This window comes from Deltaproteobacteria bacterium, assembly GCA_011375175.1.
Classification (GTDB): Bacteria; Desulfobacterota; GWC2-55-46; order GWC2-55-46; family DRME01; genus DRME01.
Window position 1 is genome coordinate 1 of sequence record DRME01000055.1, and the last position, 17,425, is coordinate 17,425.

The following is a 17,425-nucleotide window of genomic DNA, read 5'->3' on the forward strand; positions in this document are numbered from 1 at the left end:
ATATGACGTTGTGCTGGCCGTGGATGTGCTGGTTGTAGCCTATGCCCCACATGATGATGACGCCGCCGTGGCCGTTGGGGCCGCGGGCGAGACGCTTCCTCGTGGCGTCGGCGAACTGGGCGGCTATCTTGCGGATCATCTCCGGCGGCACGTTGGCCTTCTCGCCCACGCCGTAGGGGTACTGGGTGCCGCCCATGCGGTCCTGCACCTGCTCGGGGCTGAAGTTGGCGAGCACGCCGTCGGTGTACTGCTTCCAGCCCGTGGTGTGCTTCTTCATGAAGTCCCAGTCGATTACGTCGGGATGCTCCTTGAGGAGCACGTGGGCCAGCGAGTTGAGGAAGCTTATGTCGCCGTTGAGTATGGGCACGTGCGTGTGGTTCTTGGAGTTGATGGCGTCGTAGCCCTGGCTCGTGCCCGTGTAACGGGGATCGACGACGACGGTGGGGATGTCGGTCTTCTTCTTGTGGTCGGCTATGCGCCAGAAGATGATGGGGTGCGACTCCCTGGGGTTGTGGCCGAAGTGCATGACCATGTCGCTGAGCTCGATGTCCTCGTAGGCGAGCGGAGGCGTGTCGGAGCCGAGGGTGGCGAAGTAGGCGGTGACGGCCGAGGTCATGCACATGCGGGCGTTGGCCTCGATGGTGTTGGAGCCGAGAACACCCTTCATGAAGAGGTTTTCGAGGTACTGGCCCTCCACGGTGAGCTGGCCCGAGCCGTACAGGCCCACCGAGTTGCCGCCGTACTTCTTGACGAAGTGCGCTATCTTGTGGGCCACCATCTCCGATGCCTTCTCGTAGGGGACCCTGACGAAGAGTTCCTCGTCGAAGCGGCCCTTGCTCTTGGTGATGTACTCGAGGTCGCCGTGGCCCGGCTTGTTCCACTCCTCCCAGACGTCCTTGCGCACGTAGGGGTCGCCTTCCATGCGGTCCACGTAGAGGGGCTCGGCGGCCGTGAGGCCCTTGATGCACTGGAGACCCTTGTTGGTGGGATGATCGGGGTCGGGCCTCATGGAGACGATCTTGCCGTTCTCGGCCTGTATTATGGTCCCGCATCCGACGCCGCAGTAGGGACACTGGGCCAGTGCGGTGGTGCGGGTCGCCGACCTGCCCTCCTTGGCCGTGGCCGCCTCGAGCTCGGGGTTTGCCGGCGAGAAGAGGCTCGCCCCGGCCGCGGCCGCGCCGATGTAGGCCGTCCCCTTTATGAACTGGCGCCTGTCTATCTTGATTCGCTTCATGCTGCTCCTCCCTTGGTTACAGTGTACGCATATAGGTTATGACGTCGTTTATCTCCTGGTCGGTGAGGTTGGCCAGGCCCTCGGGTCCGCTGAAGCCCCTCATCTTCGTGTTGGAGCGTCCCTCCTTGACGGTCGCGCGTATGAAGGAGTCGGTCGCCACGTCGAGGAAGCCCTTCTTGCCTATGGCCGGTCCCGACCCGCCGGTCTCGTAGCCGGCGCCGTTGACGCCGTGGCAGTTCTCGCAGACCCTGCGGAAGATGACCTCGCCGATCTCGGCGTCGCCCTGCGCCTTGGAGGGATCGTCTATGATGTCGCCCCTGTAGGGGAGCTGCGCGTAACTGCGGAGATAGGCGATGATGGCCTTGATGTCCACCGTGTCGCCGAAGCCCACCATGGCCGTGCCGGGACGTCCGTTGCGTATCGTCTCGGTCAGGAAGCGGTCGGAGGCTATGCTGAGAAACTCCTTGTTGGTCAGCGACGGCGCCACCCCCGGCTGACCCTCGGCGTCCTTCTGATGACAGGCCTGGCAGTTCTCAAGAAAGACCTTGCGCCCTCTGCTCACCAGGTCGTTGCCCGCCCTGGCGTTGACCGACAGCATGGAACACGACAGGAGCATGAACGCCCCGAGGAAGCCGGAGGCCAACAAAACAAATTTTTGGTGAGAAAAACTCTTCATCGTTCCTCCTCGAATTCAGGTGATTTGTCGAACAAAGCTGCCCGTTGACTCACCTCCTTTCATCGTCGTTGTCACTATGCCGGCGGGCGGCCGCGGCGGCGCCCGGAGCCGCATCGGCCGCGAATAAAGAGCGTCGGTGCCGTAGCGGGCGCCGTATGTGCACCGGAAGCGGCGCCGGCCTGATCGAACAAAGATGGCTGCAGAAGACGGCGGCAAAGGACCTGACTGCCCGCACCGACTGCCAGCACTCGCCTCCGGGACGGTGGACGAGGGGCCGTTAGGCGGTATCGGCGGGTCTGCAGCGCTATTTCCGGGCCGCCTTCACCCGCCGCCTCCGCCTGCAGGCATGGAGGTCTTCTCTACAGGCCGCCGCACTCCGGCGACTGTTTGATCGAGGTGGCTGATTTTTTTCTGGTGGAAGGGATCGATCTGGGGAGACCCTGACAGGAGGGGACGCAGTCCTTGAAGCGACTGTCACCGGGAGAGGACCCGGCGGAGGTCGGCCACAGGGCCGCGTCGCCTCATCCAGGGCCAAGGGCCGCCGCTCGTAAAGGACGGATGGTCTTCACTCGCGGCACGATGAAGCGTGCTGGCTATAGATGTATATCCGAGTCGATTGTGCCCTTGCGACAGTGCCTCTCAGCGCGGACCCGCACACCAAACGGATCCGACAGCGGTCGATGAATCGGCCTGCGGCTGGTTCGGGACCGGCCGCCTGATGCTGATGTTGCCCCCTTCACTTCCTTCACGCTTGTATACATTAATAGAAGCGGACATGGCTGTCAAGATAAAAATGAACGTTCTTTAACCGGCGCGGCAGCCCTGAAAAACCCTCTGCAGGGAGGGCCCCGTTCGCACCTGCGGGCGCCGCCCTCAAGGGATCGAGGGCTCGACGGCCACGCCGTCGTCGATCTCGTTGGCCGGGTGAGTGATGACGATCTCCCCGGGACGCAGGCCCGATAGTATCTCGGCGGCCAGGCCGTTACGGTGCCCCACCTTCACCATGCGAAGTCGTGCGCGCCCCTCTTCCACCACGAAGCAGGCCCACCCTTCGCCGCGGCGAAAGAGCGCGCTTGCGGGGACCTGGAGCACGTCGCTTCCTTCCCAGAGTACGAAGGACGCCTCCACGCGGTAGCCGTGTCCCAGTCGTTCCCACCTGTTGCGAGGCGACGTGATCTCCACAATCACCAGCACGCGCTGCTCCTCCACGCCGAGGGCCGAGACCTTGGTGAAGCCCACGGGCTCCACGGTGCGCACCTTTCCTTCCAGAGCCACGGCGCCGCCCCATCGCTCTATGACGACGGCCATACCCTCCCGGATGCGCACGGCGTCTTCGGAGAGGACGTCCACCTCCACCTCGATGGCCGCCGTGTCTCCCACCTCCAGGAGGGGCTGGCCGGCGGCCACGACCCCTTCGCTCTTTCTGAAGACCTTGAGGACGCTTCCGGCAACGGGCGAGCGAAGGGTCACCACCTCGCCGGCATCTGCGGCGTCGCCTTCCGCCGCCGAGTAGCGCAGCGCCGTCTGCGCCGCCTCGAGCTCGAAGCGGGCCACGTCGGCGGAGAAGCGGGCCGAGCGCAGCGCCGCCTCGGCGCGGTCGAGATCGGCCCCGGCGCGGTCGAGCATATCACGGGGCGCGTAGCCCCCGGCATGGAGGCGCTCAATGCGCTCGTACTCGGTGCGGGCGAGGTCCCTGTCGGTGGCCGCGGCCGCCGCCTTCTCCACGGCGGCCTTGAGCGCCGCCCGGGCCGCCTCGACTCTGGCCCGCGACTCGGCGCGGCTGCGCCGGTCGAGCACCTGCGGGCGCAGAGGCTCCATCTCGGCGACCACCAGCCCCCTGGACACCCTGTCGCCCACATCGAGCCTCAGCCTCCTCACAAAGCCCGCCACGGGAGCCGAGATGACGAAGCGGTCCACGACCCGCGTCTTTCCGTCCTCGGTGACGGTCACGCGCAGCGGAGCGCGCACCGCCGAGGCGGTCTCGACGGGAAGCGGAGCCGGCATGAAGCCGTAGGCGAGCGCCGCGGCCGCGGCGGCGGCGAAGAAGACGAGCACTATCCAGCGGCGAAGCTTCACACCCTACTCCTTGGTCTTGAGAACGGCCACGAGGTCGAGCCCGTCGAGCCGGCGGCGCACGATGAGCCCCGAGAATACGGCCGAGACCATGACGACAACGGCGGCCGTGGCGAAGGTGTCGCGCTCGAGCACGAGCGGGACGCGGTAGAGCTCGGTCTGGAGGCTCGCCGCCATGTGGGCGCACAGCCCCTTGCCTATGACAAAGCCCAGGGGAAGGGCGGCGATGGTGAGCGCCGCGAGCTCACCCAAGAGGATATACGAAATCTCGCCCCTTGTAAATCCCAGCACCCGGAGGGTCGCAAGCTCGCGGCTGCGCTCGGAGAGAGTGATGCGGGCGCTGTTGTAGACCACGCCGAAGGCTATGGCCCCGCCAAGGAGCGAGGCGATGAAGGTGAAAAAGAGTATCATCCTGTTCATCGTCTCGTTGAAGCTCTCGAGGGCCGTCTTGTGGACGACCGTGCCGGCCACGCGCGGTATGTCCTTGAGCCTTGCGTAGACGGAACCCTCGCGGGCGGAGTCCACGGCGAGATAGACGCCGCTGACCACGTCGCCGTCGCCGCTCACGCGGTTGAGGGCCCTGAGGTCCATGTAACCGCCGAGCCCCATGTACTGGGTCACGAGCGCCGCCACGGGGACGCGGCGCACGGCGCGGCTCCCCTCGAGCACCTCCACCGTCACCACATCGCCGGGACGGAGCCCGAGGATGTCGCCGAGGTAGTCGGTCAGGACGAGGCCAGAGGGGGGGAGCTCTATGGGATCGAGACGCCTGTCGAGCACGCGGTGGAGGTCACCGCCCGGCTCGAACCCCTGTATGGAGGTGCGGTAGTCGCGGTGGCCGAAACGAAGCTTCACGGGCACGCGGCGGAAGGGCTCGGCGGCCGTCACGCCCTCCATGGCCGAGAGCTCGTGGAGGGCCGTCCTGGAGATGGGCTCCACGAAGTTCACGGCCAGGTCCTCGCGCTGGGAGAGCCCGAATTCCACGCGGACCATGAAGTCCACGGCGTCCTCCTGAAAGCCGCTGAAGACCATGATGGCGCAGGCAAAGGATATGCCCACGACGGAGAGCATCGATTTTACGGGACGGCGCTCAAGGTGGCGGGCTATCATGCGTGTGGGCTGGGCGAGCAGGCGCTTAAACCCCATGCGCTCGAGGATCGTCTCCCTGTAGACGGCCGGCGGCTCGGGCCGCATGGCCTCGGCCGGCGGAAGCTTCACCGCCCGGCGCACGGCCGTGAAGGTGCCGAGAAGCGACGCCGCAAGGCTCACGAGAAGCGACGCCGCCGGGATCCACGGCGCAAGCACGTAGTGGAGGTAAGGAAAGTGGTAGAAGCCGCCGTATATCCCGCTAAGCCCCTTGCCGAACCAGACGCCCAAAAGCATGCCCCCGGCCATGCCGGCGAGCGTGAGCAGCACCACGAGCTTGAGGTAGTGGAGGCCCACGGCCCCGTTGCCGTAGCCGAAGCTCTTGAGCACCGCTATCTCCTCGCGCTGGGTGCCGACGAGCCTTGTGACGACCACGTTGAGGAGGAAGGCGGCCACACCGAGGAATATGACGGGAAACATGGTGGCGACGGTGGCGAGCTGCTTGAACTCCTCGTCGAGGAAACGGTGCGAGAGCTGCTCGCTCCTGCCGTAGGCGCCGCGCCCTCCGTAGCGGTCGAGTATCTCGTCGAGGCGATCCAGGACGTACTCCTCGTCGGCGCCCCGTGAAAGCCTTATGACCACGTCGTTGAAGGCCCCCTCCATGTCGAAGGCGGCGGCCACGCTGCGCCTGGCCATCCACATGATGGCGTAGCGCTTGAAGTCCGGCAGCATCGCCCCCGGGGCTATCTGGTATATGTACTCCGGCGAAAGGGCCACGCCGACGACCTTGAGCCTCTTCTTCCTGCCGTTCATGACGGCCGTCACCGTGTCGCCGGGGCCGAGTCCGTGGGCCTGGGCGAAGGTCTCGCTTATGACCACCTCGTCGCCGCGCAGGGGGTCTACGTAGCGGCCGGCCTTGAAGAAGAGGGCGTTGAGCTCGGGCCCGCCTCCGCCGGGGCCGTCTGTGGGCAGGGAGACGACCCTCCCTATTACGGGCTCGTCAAAGCCCTCGACATCGACGTTGACGGCGGAGACGATCCTCGTCTCCACCCGCTCAACACCCTCTATCTCCTCGATGCGCCCTTTGAGAGTATCGGGCGCGCGCCCCAGCGAGGCGAAGACGTCGGCGAAGCGGTAGTCGCGGTAGTAGGTCTCGCGGGTGAGGTAGAGGGAGTCGAGGGTGGAGAGCGACATGACGAACATGGCCACGCCGCCGGCCATGACGACGGCGATGGCCAGGGCCTGGCCCTTCATCTTCCAGAGGTCGCGCAGCAGCTTTCTGTCTACGGCCTTCACCGGGGACCTCCCTACCAGGCGAGCTCGCGGGGGCTCTTCCTGCTGCTGTTGCGCTCTATGCCCGCCACGAGGCCGTCGGCGAGGCGTATGACCCGATCGGCCATGGCGGCGATACCGATGTTGTGGGTTATGAGGACCGTCGTGGTGCCGAGCTCGCGGTTCACCCGCTCCAGGGCCTCGAGGACCACGACGCCAGTGGCCGAGTCGAGCGCGCCGGTGGGCTCGTCGCAGAGCAGCACGGCCGGACGCTTGGCGATGGCCCGCGCTATGGCCACGCGCTGCTGTTCGCCGCCCGAGAGCTGGGCCGGGAAGTGGTTGAGCCTTGCTCCGAGCCCTACGATCTCCAACGCCTCCTCCGGGCGCATGGGGTCCTTCGCTATCTCGGTCACGACGGCCACGTTCTCCAGGGCCGTGAGGCTCGCGATGAGGTTGTAGAACTGGAAGACGAAGCCCACGTGGTAGCGGCGGTAGGCCGTGAGCTCCCGCTCGGTGGCCCTCGTGAGGTCCCTGCCGTGGTAGCTCACCCGGCCCGCCGTCGCCCTGTCCAGGCCGCCGAGGATGTTCAGGAGCGTGGACTTGCCGCTGCCCGATGGGCCGAGAAGGACGACCAATTCGCCGGCGTAGAGGTCGAGGTCCACGCCCCGCAGGGCATGGACCTCGACCTCGCCCATCCTGTATACCTTGGTGAGCCCCCTGGCCTCGAAGACCGTCCCGTAGTCGCCGCCGCTGTTCATGTATGTAAATATACAGCAACCGGGGGGCTTGTGAAAGCCCATTTACACGGCCCCGGGGCGCGGACCCCGGCGCTGCGGCTTTTACGATATTGTGTTCCCGGAGTTTTTTCGATATAGTATGTTCCTGGGGGGGGGACTTTCTGTAGAAGGGCCATGGGCCCACGTTTCCCCCGGCCCCCCTTCAAAGACTTTTAATTCCCTGCGGAGGGCGAATGAAAGCGCTTGTACTGAGCGGCGGCCGCGGCCGCCGGCTCCATCCCATAACCTACACGGGCCCCAAGCAACTGATCCCCGTGGCCAACCGTCCCATACTGGCCTACGTGCTCACCAACATCGCGCGCGTCGGCATAAGGGACGTGGGCATGATCATCTCTCCCGAGACGGGCGACGAGATAAGGCGGGTCATCGGAGACGGCTCGGATTACGGCGTATCGGTCGCCTACATCGTACAGAGCGAGCCCTTGGGGCTCGCCCACGCCGTCAAGACGGCCCGCGGCTTCCTCGGTGACGAGCCATTCGTCATGTACCTGGGCGACAACCTCATCGGCTGCGGCATCGAGAGCTTCATCGAGAGCTTCGAGAAGGAGCACGCCGACGCCCTCATCCTCCTCAAGTCCGTGGAGAACCCCTGCGCGTTCGGCGTGGCGGAGGTCGACGATGAGGGTCACGTCACAGGCCTCGAGGAGAAGCCGAAAGAGCCGAAGAGCGATCTTGCGCTGGTGGGCATCTACCTCTTCTCGCCCAGGGTCCACGAGGCCGTCGACGCCATAAAGCCGTCGTGGCGCGGCGAGCTGGAGATAACCGACGCCGTGAAGGAGCTCATGAAAATGGGCGCGACCGTGCGCAGCCACATCATAGACACGTGGTGGCTCGACACGGGCAAGAAGGACGATCTCCTGGCGGCCAACACCACGGTGCTCGACGAGCTCATAGGGAGGAAGGTGCCCGCCGGGCTCGCCTCGGATTCGCGCATAAGCGGACGGTGCGAGATAGACGAGACGGCCGTCATCACCAACAGCACCCTTCGCGGTCCCGTGGTCGTGGGCGCCGGCGCGGTCATAAGAGACAGTTTCGTGGGACCCTACACCTCCATCGCCGAGAAGGCGCGGGTGGAGAGGTCGGCCATCGAGCACTGCGTGGTCATGACGGGCGCCGTCATAAGCGACATCGACCGCATGGAGGACAGCCTGGTCGGAATGAACGCCAGGGTGGTGAGGGCCGGGGAGCGGCATCGCGCCTACCGTCTCATAATAGGCGAGGACTCGATAGTCGAGGTCTGAAGCCCCCTTGAGCCGCGGGGAATCGAGCGATGAGGAAGATACTCGTTACAGGGGGGGCGGGCTTCATAGGGAGCAACTTCATCAGGATGCTGCGCGCGAAGCGGCCGGACGTGCGCGTGACGGTGCTCGACAAGCTGACCTACGCCGGCAACCCCGAGAACCTCGCCGAGCTGGTCGAGTCGCCTGGTCCCGGCGGCTACCGCTTCGTAAAGGGCGACATCTGCGACGAGGCACTGGTGGACGGCCTCTTCGCCGAAGAGGACTTCGACCGGGTGGTCAACTTCGCCGCCGAGAGCCACGTGGACCGCTCCATCCTCGGCCCCCGCGCCTTCGTCGAGACCAACGTGACGGGCACGTTCACGCTCCTGGAGGCCGCGCGCCGGCACTGGCGCTCCGGCGGGGAGGGACGCCTGTTCGTGCACATCTCCACCGACGAGGTCTACGGCTCGCTGGCCGCTGGAGAACGCTCGAACGAGGACTCGCCCTACAGGCCGAACTCGCCCTACGCGGCGAGCAAGGCGGCCTCGGACCACCTGACGCGCTCCTACCACCGCACATACGGCCTGCCGGTGGTGATAAGCCACTGCTCCAACAACTACGGCCCCTACCAGTTCCCTGAGAAGCTGATTCCGCTGATGATAATAAACGCCCTTCAGGGCCGCGAGCTCCCGGTCTACGGCGACGGGCGCAACGTGCGCGACTGGCTCCACGTGGCCGACCACTGCGAGGCGGTGGAGCTTGTCTGCGAGCGCGGCGAGGCGGGACGGACCTACGACATAGGGTCGGGCCGCGAAATGGAGAACATCGAGCTCGTAAGGCTGCTGTGCGACCTCGTCGACGAAGCCGTTGCGGCCTGCGGGGAGCTGCGGCGCCTCCACCCCTTCGACGGGCCGAGGCGGCGGCTCATAAGGTTCGTAGCCGACAGGCCCGGCCACGACCGCCGCTACGCGACCGATTCTTCGCGCATCAGAGACGAGCTTGGATGGACGCCGCGCACGGAGCTCGAGGAAGGGCTGCGCAGGACCGTGGCCTGGTACATCGACAACCGCCGCTGGTGGGAGCGGGTCGTCTCGGGAGAGTACCGCCGCTACTACGAGCTCCAGTACGCATCGAGGACGAACGCCTGACCCCGGTCCGTCTCTTCGTATGACGGCCCGGCCGCCGTCGCCGCGGGAAGAGAGATGAGGATACCGTTCAACAAGCCTTTCATAGTGGGCAAGGAGCTCTACTACATCGCCCAGTCGGTCGCAAGCGGCCACATTGCGGGCGACGGGGTATTCACGAGGAAGTGCGGCGAGCTGCTCGAGGGGCGTCTCGGCGCGGCGCGGGTGCTGCTCACCCCCTCGTGCACGGCGGCCCTCGAGATGGCGGCCATGCTAATCGATGCCGGTCCCGGCGACGAAGTGATAATGCCCTCCTACACCTTCGTATCCACGGCCAACGCCTTCCACCTGCGCGGCGCAAGGCCCGTCTTCGCGGACATAAGGCCCGATACGCTCAACATCGATCCGGCTCTCGTGGAAGAGGCCGTCACCGAGAGGACGAAAGCCGTGGTGGCGGTCCACTACGCCGGCGTGGGCTGCGACATGGACGCCATCACCGAGACCGCCTCGGCCAGGGGCCTCCACGTCATAGAGGACGCGGCCCAGGCCCTGGGCGCAAGCTACAGGGGCCGTCCCCTGGGGACCATAGGCGCCCTCGGCGCCCTGAGCTTCCACGAGACGAAGAACTTCATCTGCGGCGAGGGGGGCGCGCTGGTCATAAACGACGGGCGGTTCGTGGAGAGGGCCGAGATACTGCGCGAGAAGGGGACGGACCGCAGCCGCTTCTTCCGGGGGGAGGTGGACAGGTACACGTGGGTCGACATAGGCTCGTCATACCTGCCCTCGGACCTGCAGGCGGCCTTCCTCTACGCGCAGCTTGAGAACATGGACGCCATCACCACAAGGCGCGGCGCCATATACCGCTTCTACGAGCAGGAGCTTTCGGTGCTGGAGGCGAAGGGGCTCGCCCGCCTTCCGCGCCTCCCCGCCGAGTGCGCGCCGAACCACCACCTCTTCTACCTGATCGTCGAGGACGAGACCACAAGGGACGGCCTCATCGCCCACCTCAAGTCAAGGGGCATCCTCGCCGTCTTCCACTACGTGCCGCTCCACCTCTCGAAGGTGGGCCGCCGTCTCGGCTACCGCGAGGGCATGCTGCCCGTGACCGAGGACCTGAGCAGGCGGCTCGTGCGCCTGCCCTTCTTCTACTCCATAACCGAGGCCGAACAGGCCGAGGTGGCGCGGGAGATAAAGACCTTCCTCGGCGCCTGACCCTCCGGCACGGAGCCCGACGGGCTACGCCGTCCACGCTTTCGACAACAGGGGAATGAGAAGGAGCTATGGGAGAGGCGACGATGGACCGCTCACGGAGTGCACAACACTCCGGAGCTCAACTTGACCATTGTTTTTTCTTTGCCTACTTTCTTTTTTACAAAAAAGAAAGCAGGACGGCGACGGGCCGCTCATAGACCGCACAACACTCCGGAGCTCAACTTGGCCATTGTTTTTTCTTTGCCTACTTTCTTTTTTACAAAAAAAGAAAGCAGGACGGCGACGGGCCGCTCATAGACCGCACAACGCTACGGAGCTCAACTTGGCCATTGTTTTTTCTTTGCCTACTTTCTTTTTTACAAAAAAGAAAGTAGGTCAGCGGCTCATGGAGTCGAGGAAGGCCTTGTTGGAGTCGGTGTGCTGCATCTTGTCGAGGAGGAACTCCATACTCTCGATGGGGTTAAGGGGCTGGAGGACCTTGCGGAGTATCCAGATGCGGTTGAGCTCTTCCTTTGTGAGGAGCAGGTCTTCCTTCCGCGTGCCCGACTTGTTGAGGTCGATGGCCGGGAATATGCGCCTTTCGGCGAGCTTCCTGTCGAGGACTATCTCCATGTTGCCCGTGCCCTTGAACTCCTCGAAGATGACCTCGTCCATGCGGCTGCCCGTGTCGATGAGTGCCGTTGCGATGATGGTGAGGCTGCCGCCCTCTTCGATGTTGCGGGCCGCGCCGAAGAAGCGTTTGGGCTTGTGGAGGGCGTTGGAGTCGACGCCGCCGGAGAGGACCTTTCCGCTGGGTGGGACGACGGTGTTGTAGGCCCTGGCAAGGCGCGTGATGCTGTCGAGGAGGATGACCACGTCCTTCTGGTGCTCGACGAGGCGCTTGGCCTTTTCGATGACCATCTCCGAGACCTGGACGTGGCGCTGGGCGGGCTCGTCGAAGGTGGAGCTTATGACTTCGCCGTTGACGGAGCGCTCCATGTCGGTCACTTCCTCGGGGCGCTCGTCGATGAGGAGGACGAGGAGCACGATCTCCGGGTGGTTGGTCGTTATGGAGTTGGCTATCTGCTGGAGCAGTATGGTCTTGCCCGCCCTCGGCGGCGATACGATGAGGCCGCGCTGCCCCTTGCCGATGGGGGTGAAGAGGTCCATGATGCGCATGGACATGTTGCCGGGCTCTCTTTCGAGCCTTATCTTCTCCTGGGGGTATAGGGGGGTGAGGTTGTCGAAGAGTATCTTTTCGCGGGCCACTTCGGGGGCCTCGTAGTTGACCTGCTCGACCTTCAGCAGGGCGAAGTAGCGCTCGCCCTCCTTGGGCGGGCGGATCTGGCCGGAGACGATATCGCCCGTTCTCAGGTTGAAGCGCCTTATCTGCGACGGCGAGACGTAGATGTCGTCGGGGCCGGGCAGGTAGTTGTAGTCCGGCGCCCTCAGGAAGCCGAAGCCGTCGGGCAGGGTTTCGAGAACGCCCTCGCCGTAGATGAGGCCGTTCTGGTCGCTCTGGGCCTGGAGCAACGAGAAGATGAGGTCCTGCTTTCTCATGCTCGTCGCGCCCTCGATGTTGTACTTCTTGGCGAGGGCGGTCAGTTCGTTTATCTTCTTTTCCTTTAGTTCCTTGAGATTCATTACGGACACTCCTGGGCTGAATGGAATAATACGGCCAACAGGTCCCCCCGACCGGCGGGGACGGCAAGACCGCTGGGGGGAAGCTGTCTTGAGGAAAGTTTCCCCCGGCCCCCCGTACCAAGACTTTTCACTTGAGCCAAGAAACCTCGTTTCCTTGGACGATCAGAGCAAACGCGGCTCTAAGAGCAAACAAACGGTTCCCTCAGACTCCCTCCAAAAACTTTTAACGCCCTGCGGATCATCCCGATTTTGCAAGCAAAATCGGGATGATCCGCAGGGAATTATAAGTCTTTGAAGGGGGTCTGGGGGAAACTTCCTACAGAAAGTTTCCCCCAGGGTAATCAAGGTAATCTGGGGCTTGTGAGTTCTACCTCTGGACTTTTCGTTTGTCGGATTGTTTGTTAGGGGATGTCAAGAAAACCTTTGACAGAGGTGTTCGTCTTTTCCGTTCGGATTGAATGGTGTTTCTACTCTACCACGCTTTCGCGGTCCTGTCAACCGAATTCGGACATTTGGAACCTCAAGGGCGGAGTGCGTCGGGCGGGCGGGGGGCTGCCGCAAGCTCCCTGTACAGTTCCTCGACGCGCTCTCTGGTGCGCTCCACGGTTGAGGAGTTGTCCACCACGTAATCGGCGCGCCTGAGCTTTTCTTCGAGCGGCATCTGGGCCTTCATGCGGGAGCGGGCCTGCTCCTCGGTGAGGCCGTCTCTTGAGCGGGCCCGCTCAAGCTGCAGGTGTTCGGGCGCGCAGACGACGAGGACCTTGTCCATCTCGCGGTCGAGGCCCGTTTCGAAGAGCAGGGGGGCGTCGACGACGATGAGGGCCTGCGGGTCCTTCTTTTTCAGCTCTCTTATGCGCCTTCTTATCTCGGCCCTGATCCTCGGGTGGGTTATCTCGCAGAGCGCGGCGAGTTTTCGGGCGTCGGCGAAGACGATCTCCGCGAGGGCCTTTCTGTCGAGCGCGCCGTCGGCGGCGATGACGCCGTCGCCGAAGCGGCGGACGATCTCGGAGAGCGCCTCCCGTCCCGGCTCGACGATCTCCCTTGCGATGGCGTCCGCGTCGACGACCTCGGCTCCAAGCTCTTTGAGCATGGCCGTTACGAGGCTCTTGCCCGTGGCCATGCCTCCCGTGACTCCCAGCACCATGGTATGGGCTCCGCTGCCCCGGCCGCCCGCAAGGGGCTGGCGGGCTCATGGGTCGATCATGATGAAGCTGAGCTGGCGCATGGCCGCTCCGTCGCGGCGGTGGGAGAAGAAGTCCCGCCCGCAACAGGTGCAGCGCCGCTCGACGGAGATTGCGCCGCCGCTCACGCCGGCCCCGGCGAGGCGGTCGCTCACCGCCCCGGCGAGGTCGCACATGAAGCGCCCGCTTCGCCCTGCCGGCGAGAAGAAGCGGGGACCGAGGCCGGCCTCGCCGAACGCGGCGGCCACGTCGGAGCCGACCTCGAAGCAGCAGGGGCCGATGGCCGGTCCGAGGGCGGCGAGAATGGAGGAGGGCCGCGATGAGAAGACCTCCTCCATCGTCGCGAGCGCCGCGGCGACCACCCCCTTTGCCACGCCCCGCCAGCCCGCATGGACGGCGGCCACGACCCTCTTTGTCCGGTCGTAGAGGAGCAGCGGCAGGCAGTCGGCCGTGAGTACGCCTACGGGAACGCCCGGCAGGGCCGTGACCACGGCGTCGGCCTCGGCGCCGGAGAGGGCGGCCCTGCCGGCGTCGGAGGCGTCGTCGACAACGAGGACCGAGGCCGAGTGGACCTGCCTCGGCGTAACGAGCAGGTGAAGCCTTCCGCCCATGAGCCGGTCCAGCGAGGCGGCGTCGGTGAACACCGGCTCCCCGCCGTCGCGGCGCACGGCGTGACGGGCCGTCAGGAAGGCGTGGCGCGTGCCGCTGGCTCCGGCGAGGACGGCCGAGACTACGGCGCCGTCCTTCACCGACGTCCTCCGCGGGCGCAGCGCTCTTCGAGCAGGTCGAGGAGGGCGGCCATGTCGGGCGGGTCGGGGGCGTGAAACTCCATGTCGCGGCCCGTGACGGGATGGACGAAGCCGAGGCTCGCGGCATGGAGGCACTGGCGCTTCATTGCCCGCAACGCATCGAAGACCGGTTTGTCGAGCCCAGCGCAGACGGCGCGCCTGCCGTAGAGGGGGTCTCCCACCACGGGATGGCCTATGGCCGAGAGGTGGACGCGCACCTGATGGGTCCTGCCCGTCTCCAGGCGAAGCTCTACGAGTGTGACCGGACCGTAGCGGCGGAGCACGCGCAGGTGGGTCACGGCCCTCCTCGCCCTCGCCGAGCGCGGTGAAATCTTTTTTCGCTGCACCCTGTCGCGGCCGATGGCGAGGTCGATGGTGAGTTCGTCGTCTTTCACGTCGCCCCAGACGAGGGCCCGGTAGCGGCGGCGCGCGCGGCGCGCCCTGAAGAGCGCGGCAAGGGCGTGGTGGGCGGCGTCGTCGCGCGCCGCCACCATGACACCGGAGGTGTCCTTGTCGAGCCTGTGCACTATGCCCGGCCGAAGCGGCGCCCCCACCGAGGAGAGCGAGCCGAAGCGGTGCAGCAGGGCGTTTACGAGCGTGCCCGTAGTGCGGCCTGCGCCCGGATGCACCACGAGCCCGGGCGGTTTGTTTACGACGACGAGAAAGCGGTCCTCGTAGAGGACATCAAGCGGTATCTGCTCGGGCTCGCAGGAGGGCTCGACGGCCGGCGGGATGGTCACCTCGACGCGCTCGCCGGCCTTGAGCCTGCGGGCCGGCTTGGAGCGGGCGCCGTCGACGAGCACGAGCCCTTCTCTTACGAGACGCCCGGCGGCGGTGCGCGTGAGGGCCTCGAACCTCTCGCTCACGAAGAGGTCGAGCCGGACGCCGGCCTCGGCCGCCCCGACCTCGAAGCGGGAGACGGACTCCATGGCGGCCCTACCAGATGCCGCTCTCTATGTCACCGCTCCGCTTCACGAGGATGTCGACGATGGCGTTGTTGTAGTAGTTGCTGGAGCTGACGATGCTCTGGTCCACGCGCTCGCAGTAGAGCTCGTAGCCCTCGTCGAGCTCCTCTTTGAGCAGGTCGAAGAGGTTGTCGTTCTTTATGCCGTCGAGGATCTTCTGTCTGTTGTATATGGCGATGTCGGAGATGATGGTCCTGGCCAGCCTCTTGGCGGCCTCGGGCGAGGTGATCTTAGCCATTGGCGTCTTCCTGCTCCCTCAGTATCTCTTGCACCAGTATCTCGCCGCCCATCTCGGCGTTGGCCCGCACGAGCCTTTCCACGAGGTCGGCGTCGCGGGACCTGAAGGCATCTATTATCTCGCCGTGCTGCCTGACCGAGGTGTGCATCCTCCCCCGGACCGAGAGCGAGGCGATGCGCAGGCGCTCGAACTGCTGGACGAGCTGGCCGAGAAGCGTCAGGAGTTTCTCGTTGCCGCAGGCCCGGAGGAATATCTCGTGGAAGAGGTTGTCGAGCCTGAAAAAGCCCTTCACGTCGTCGCGGTCGGCGCAGCGGCCCATCTGGACGTTGAGCGAAGCAAGACGCCGTATGTCGCGCTCCGTGAGCCTTTCGCAGGCCACGCGGGCGGCGTAACCCTCGAGGATGCTCTTGATGGCGTAGAACTCGCGCACGTCCCGGTCGGTTATGGACGTTATGACCGCGCCCTTGCGGGGGGTGACCGTCAGGAACCCCTCGCTCTCGAGCTGGCGGAAGGCCTCGCGTATGGGCGTGCGGCTGATGCCGAAGGTCTCGGCGAGCTCGGCCTCGGGCACGCGGTCGCCGGGCTTGAGGCGGCCGGATACGACGGCGTCCTTTACGAAGTCGACGATACGCTCGCGCAGCGTCTGGGGCTTGCTCACCGGAAAGTCGAGCAGTTTAACCTTTTCCATGATATACTGTATACACTCAAACGGAGGCAAAGTCAAGGTCTTTTGAAAGGGACCGAATCCATTTCCCTAATAATTTCACATAGTTTTCAAAAGAAGACGCCCATGAAGAACCTCCTCGACTTCACATACGACGAACTTGCCGCCGAGGTCTCGGCCATGGGGGAGCGAAGCTTCCGCGCCGACCAGCTCTACGCATGGATACAGCGCCGCGGCGCTCGAGGCTTCGAGGAGATGACCGACATATCAAAGGCGCTTCGCGCGAGGCTCTCGCGGGAGTATACCCTCGCAAGGCCCGAGGCGGCCCGGGTCCTCGCCTCCGGCGACGGCACGAGGAAGATACTCTTCGTCCTCGACGACGGCCTTTGCGTGGAGAGCGTGCTCATGCCGGAGAAGGACCGCGCAACACTGTGCGTCTCCACGCAGGCGGGCTGCGCCATGGGGTGTCTCTTCTGCAGGACCGCGGCCATGGGGCCGGGGCGCAACCTCACGCTCGCCGAGATGGCGGGACAGGTCCTCGAGGCCGAGCGCCTCGCGCCCGAGGGACTTCGCATAACCAACGTGGTGCTCATGGGCATGGGCGAGCCGCTCGCAAACTTCGACAACGTGGCGAGGCTGCTCGAGGTGCTCACCGACCCGAGGGGCATGGCCTTCGGCGCCCGCAAGGTAACGCTCTCCACCGTGGGACTCGTACCCGCAATCGAGCGCCTCGGCGCCATCTCGCAGGTGAACCTCGCCGTCTCGCTCAACGCAACGACCGACGAGGTGCGAAGCCGCCTCATGCCCGTCAACAGACGCCACCCCATAGGCGAGCTCATCGCCGCGCTGGGGCGCTACCCCCTCAAACGGGGCCGGCGCATCACCATCGAGTACGTCATGATCGACGGCGTAAACGACGGCGACGACGACGCCGCGCGGCTCACAAGACTGCTGCGTCCCATACCCTGCAAGGTGAACCTCATACCCTTCAATCCCTTCGAGGGCTCGCGCTTCAGGCCGCCCCGGCCCAGCCGGGTCGCCTCCTTCCACAAACGCCTCCTCGACGCGGGCTATGCCGTCTTCACGCGGGAGAGCAGGGGCCGGGACATCGACGCCGCCTGCGGCCAGCTTGCGGCAAGGCCGCTCCATCCTTGAGCACAGCCGCTCGTGCCGCTTGGCGGCAGGGCGGTCGCCGGGGGGCCGGGCGTAAAGGGGTAAAAGGTTCCCCCCGGCTCTTTTCTTCGGGTTTGACGCGCCCCGTGGGACGGTGGT

General features: G+C 65.2%; 15 protein-coding genes. 4 read left to right on the plus strand and 11 right to left on the minus strand.

All coding sequences use genetic code 11. The annotated features are described in order from the left end of the window. From ENJ37_04195 to ENJ37_04215, 5 genes are all read right to left on the minus strand, one after another. Positions 1-1,234, minus strand: a 1,234-nt coding sequence (locus ENJ37_04195) for a twin-arginine translocation signal domain-containing protein (GenBank protein HHL39683.1), incomplete at its 3' end; no start/stop codon positions are given. Between the two features lie 16 nt (positions 1,235-1,250). Beyond that, positions 1,251-1,910 (minus strand): c-type cytochrome, encoded by a 660-nt coding sequence (locus ENJ37_04200; GenBank protein ID HHL39684.1) that lies wholly within the window; start codon positions 1,908-1,910, stop codon positions 1,251-1,253. Between the two features lie 873 nt (positions 1,911-2,783). Beyond that, positions 2,784-3,914, minus strand: coding sequence for an efflux RND transporter periplasmic adaptor subunit (locus ENJ37_04205; protein HHL39685.1), 1,131 nt, complete (start codon positions 3,912-3,914; stop codon positions 2,784-2,786). 75 nt (positions 3,915-3,989) lie between these two features. Beyond that, on the minus strand, positions 3,990-6,365 hold the full coding sequence (locus ENJ37_04210) for an ABC transporter permease (protein HHL39686.1): 2,376 nt from the start codon (positions 6,363-6,365) through the stop codon (positions 3,990-3,992). Positions 6,366-6,376: 11 nt separating this feature from the next. Beyond that, on the minus strand, positions 6,377-7,099 hold the full coding sequence (locus tag ENJ37_04215; GenBank protein HHL39687.1) for an ABC transporter ATP-binding protein: 723 nt from the start codon (positions 7,097-7,099) through the stop codon (positions 6,377-6,379). 212 nt (positions 7,100-7,311) lie between these two features. On the opposite strand from ENJ37_04215, the gene ENJ37_04220 reads away from it, so the two are divergent. The 3 genes from ENJ37_04220 to rffA are packed head-to-tail and all read left to right on the plus strand — an operon-like array spanning position 7,312 to position 10,694. After that, positions 7,312-8,379: a glucose-1-phosphate thymidylyltransferase gene (locus tag ENJ37_04220; protein HHL39688.1), complete on the plus strand. Its 1,068-nt coding sequence runs from the start codon at positions 7,312-7,314 to the stop codon at positions 8,377-8,379. Positions 8,380-8,408: 29 nt separating this feature from the next. Next, positions 8,409-9,506 (plus strand): dTDP-glucose 4,6-dehydratase, encoded by a 1,098-nt coding sequence (rfbB, locus tag ENJ37_04225; protein ID HHL39689.1) that lies wholly within the window; start codon positions 8,409-8,411, stop codon positions 9,504-9,506. Positions 9,507-9,560: 54 nt separating this feature from the next. After that, entirely contained in the window at positions 9,561-10,694 is a 1,134-nt protein-coding gene (gene rffA / locus ENJ37_04230) for a dTDP-4-amino-4,6-dideoxygalactose transaminase (GenBank protein ID HHL39690.1), read from the plus strand. 375 nt (positions 10,695-11,069) lie between these two features. On the opposite strand, the gene ENJ37_04235 is transcribed toward rffA, so the two are convergent. From ENJ37_04235 to ENJ37_04260, 6 genes are all read right to left on the minus strand, one after another. Further along, complete coding sequence (locus ENJ37_04235) at positions 11,070-12,317, minus strand: transcription termination factor Rho (protein ID HHL39691.1); 1,248 nt, start codon at positions 12,315-12,317, stop codon at positions 11,070-11,072. A gap of 520 nt (positions 12,318-12,837) precedes the next feature. Then, positions 12,838-13,461, minus strand: coding sequence for a dephospho-CoA kinase (locus tag ENJ37_04240; protein ID HHL39692.1), 624 nt, complete (start codon positions 13,459-13,461; stop codon positions 12,838-12,840). Between the two features lie 45 nt (positions 13,462-13,506). After that, complete coding sequence (gene pgeF, locus ENJ37_04245; GenBank protein HHL39693.1) at positions 13,507-14,382, minus strand: peptidoglycan editing factor PgeF; 876 nt, start codon at positions 14,380-14,382, stop codon at positions 13,507-13,509. Beyond that, entirely contained in the window at positions 14,244-15,215 is a 972-nt protein-coding gene (locus ENJ37_04250) for an RluA family pseudouridine synthase (GenBank protein ID HHL39694.1), read from the minus strand. Before ENJ37_04250 ends, pgeF begins: the two co-directional genes overlap by 139 nt. A gap of 7 nt (positions 15,216-15,222) precedes the next feature. Continuing rightward, complete coding sequence (locus tag ENJ37_04255) at positions 15,223-15,489, minus strand: hypothetical protein (protein ID HHL39695.1); 267 nt, start codon at positions 15,487-15,489, stop codon at positions 15,223-15,225. Then, on the minus strand, positions 15,482-16,177 hold the full coding sequence (locus tag ENJ37_04260; protein ID HHL39696.1) for a GntR family transcriptional regulator: 696 nt from the start codon (positions 16,175-16,177) through the stop codon (positions 15,482-15,484). The genes ENJ37_04255 and ENJ37_04260 overlap by 8 nt, the downstream gene beginning before the upstream one ends. A gap of 102 nt (positions 16,178-16,279) precedes the next feature. Between ENJ37_04260 and rlmN the strand changes: the two genes are divergently transcribed. Then, positions 16,280-17,308, plus strand: a complete 1,029-nt coding sequence (rlmN, locus tag ENJ37_04265; GenBank protein ID HHL39697.1) for a 23S rRNA (adenine(2503)-C(2))-methyltransferase RlmN — start codon at positions 16,280-16,282, stop codon at positions 17,306-17,308. Positions 17,309-17,425: the final 117 nt, after the last annotated feature.

What these genes read in the sequence shown, in the direction of transcription:
- ENJ37_04260 (HHL39696.1), bottom strand. Translation starts at nt 16,177, where the DNA reads ATGGAAAAGGTTAAACTGCTCGACTTTCCGGTGAGCAAGCCCCAGACG.
- rlmN (HHL39697.1), top strand. Translation starts at nt 16,280, where the DNA reads ATGAAGAACCTCCTCGACTTCACATACGACGAACTTGCCGCCGAGGTC.
- rffA (HHL39690.1), top strand. Translation starts at nt 9,561, where the DNA reads ATGAGGATACCGTTCAACAAGCCTTTCATAGTGGGCAAGGAGCTCTAC.
- ENJ37_04235 (HHL39691.1), bottom strand. Translation starts at nt 12,317, where the DNA reads ATGAATCTCAAGGAACTAAAGGAAAAGAAGATAAACGAACTGACCGCC.
- ENJ37_04255 (HHL39695.1), bottom strand. Translation starts at nt 15,489, where the DNA reads ATGGCTAAGATCACCTCGCCCGAGGCCGCCAAGAGGCTGGCCAGGACC.
- ENJ37_04200 (HHL39684.1), bottom strand. Translation starts at nt 1,910, where the DNA reads ATGAAGAGTTTTTCTCACCAAAAATTTGTTTTGTTGGCCTCCGGCTTC.
- ENJ37_04250 (HHL39694.1), bottom strand. Translation starts at nt 15,215, where the DNA reads ATGGAGTCCGTCTCCCGCTTCGAGGTCGGGGCGGCCGAGGCCGGCGTC.
- rfbB (HHL39689.1), top strand. Translation starts at nt 8,409, where the DNA reads ATGAGGAAGATACTCGTTACAGGGGGGGCGGGCTTCATAGGGAGCAAC.
- ENJ37_04215 (HHL39687.1), bottom strand. Translation starts at nt 7,099, where the DNA reads ATGAACAGCGGCGGCGACTACGGGACGGTCTTCGAGGCCAGGGGGCTC.
- ENJ37_04220 (HHL39688.1), top strand. Translation starts at nt 7,312, where the DNA reads ATGAAAGCGCTTGTACTGAGCGGCGGCCGCGGCCGCCGGCTCCATCCC.
- ENJ37_04205 (HHL39685.1), bottom strand. Translation starts at nt 3,914, where the DNA reads ATGCCGGCTCCGCTTCCCGTCGAGACCGCCTCGGCGGTGCGCGCTCCG.
- ENJ37_04240 (HHL39692.1), bottom strand. Translation starts at nt 13,461, where the DNA reads ATGGTGCTGGGAGTCACGGGAGGCATGGCCACGGGCAAGAGCCTCGTA.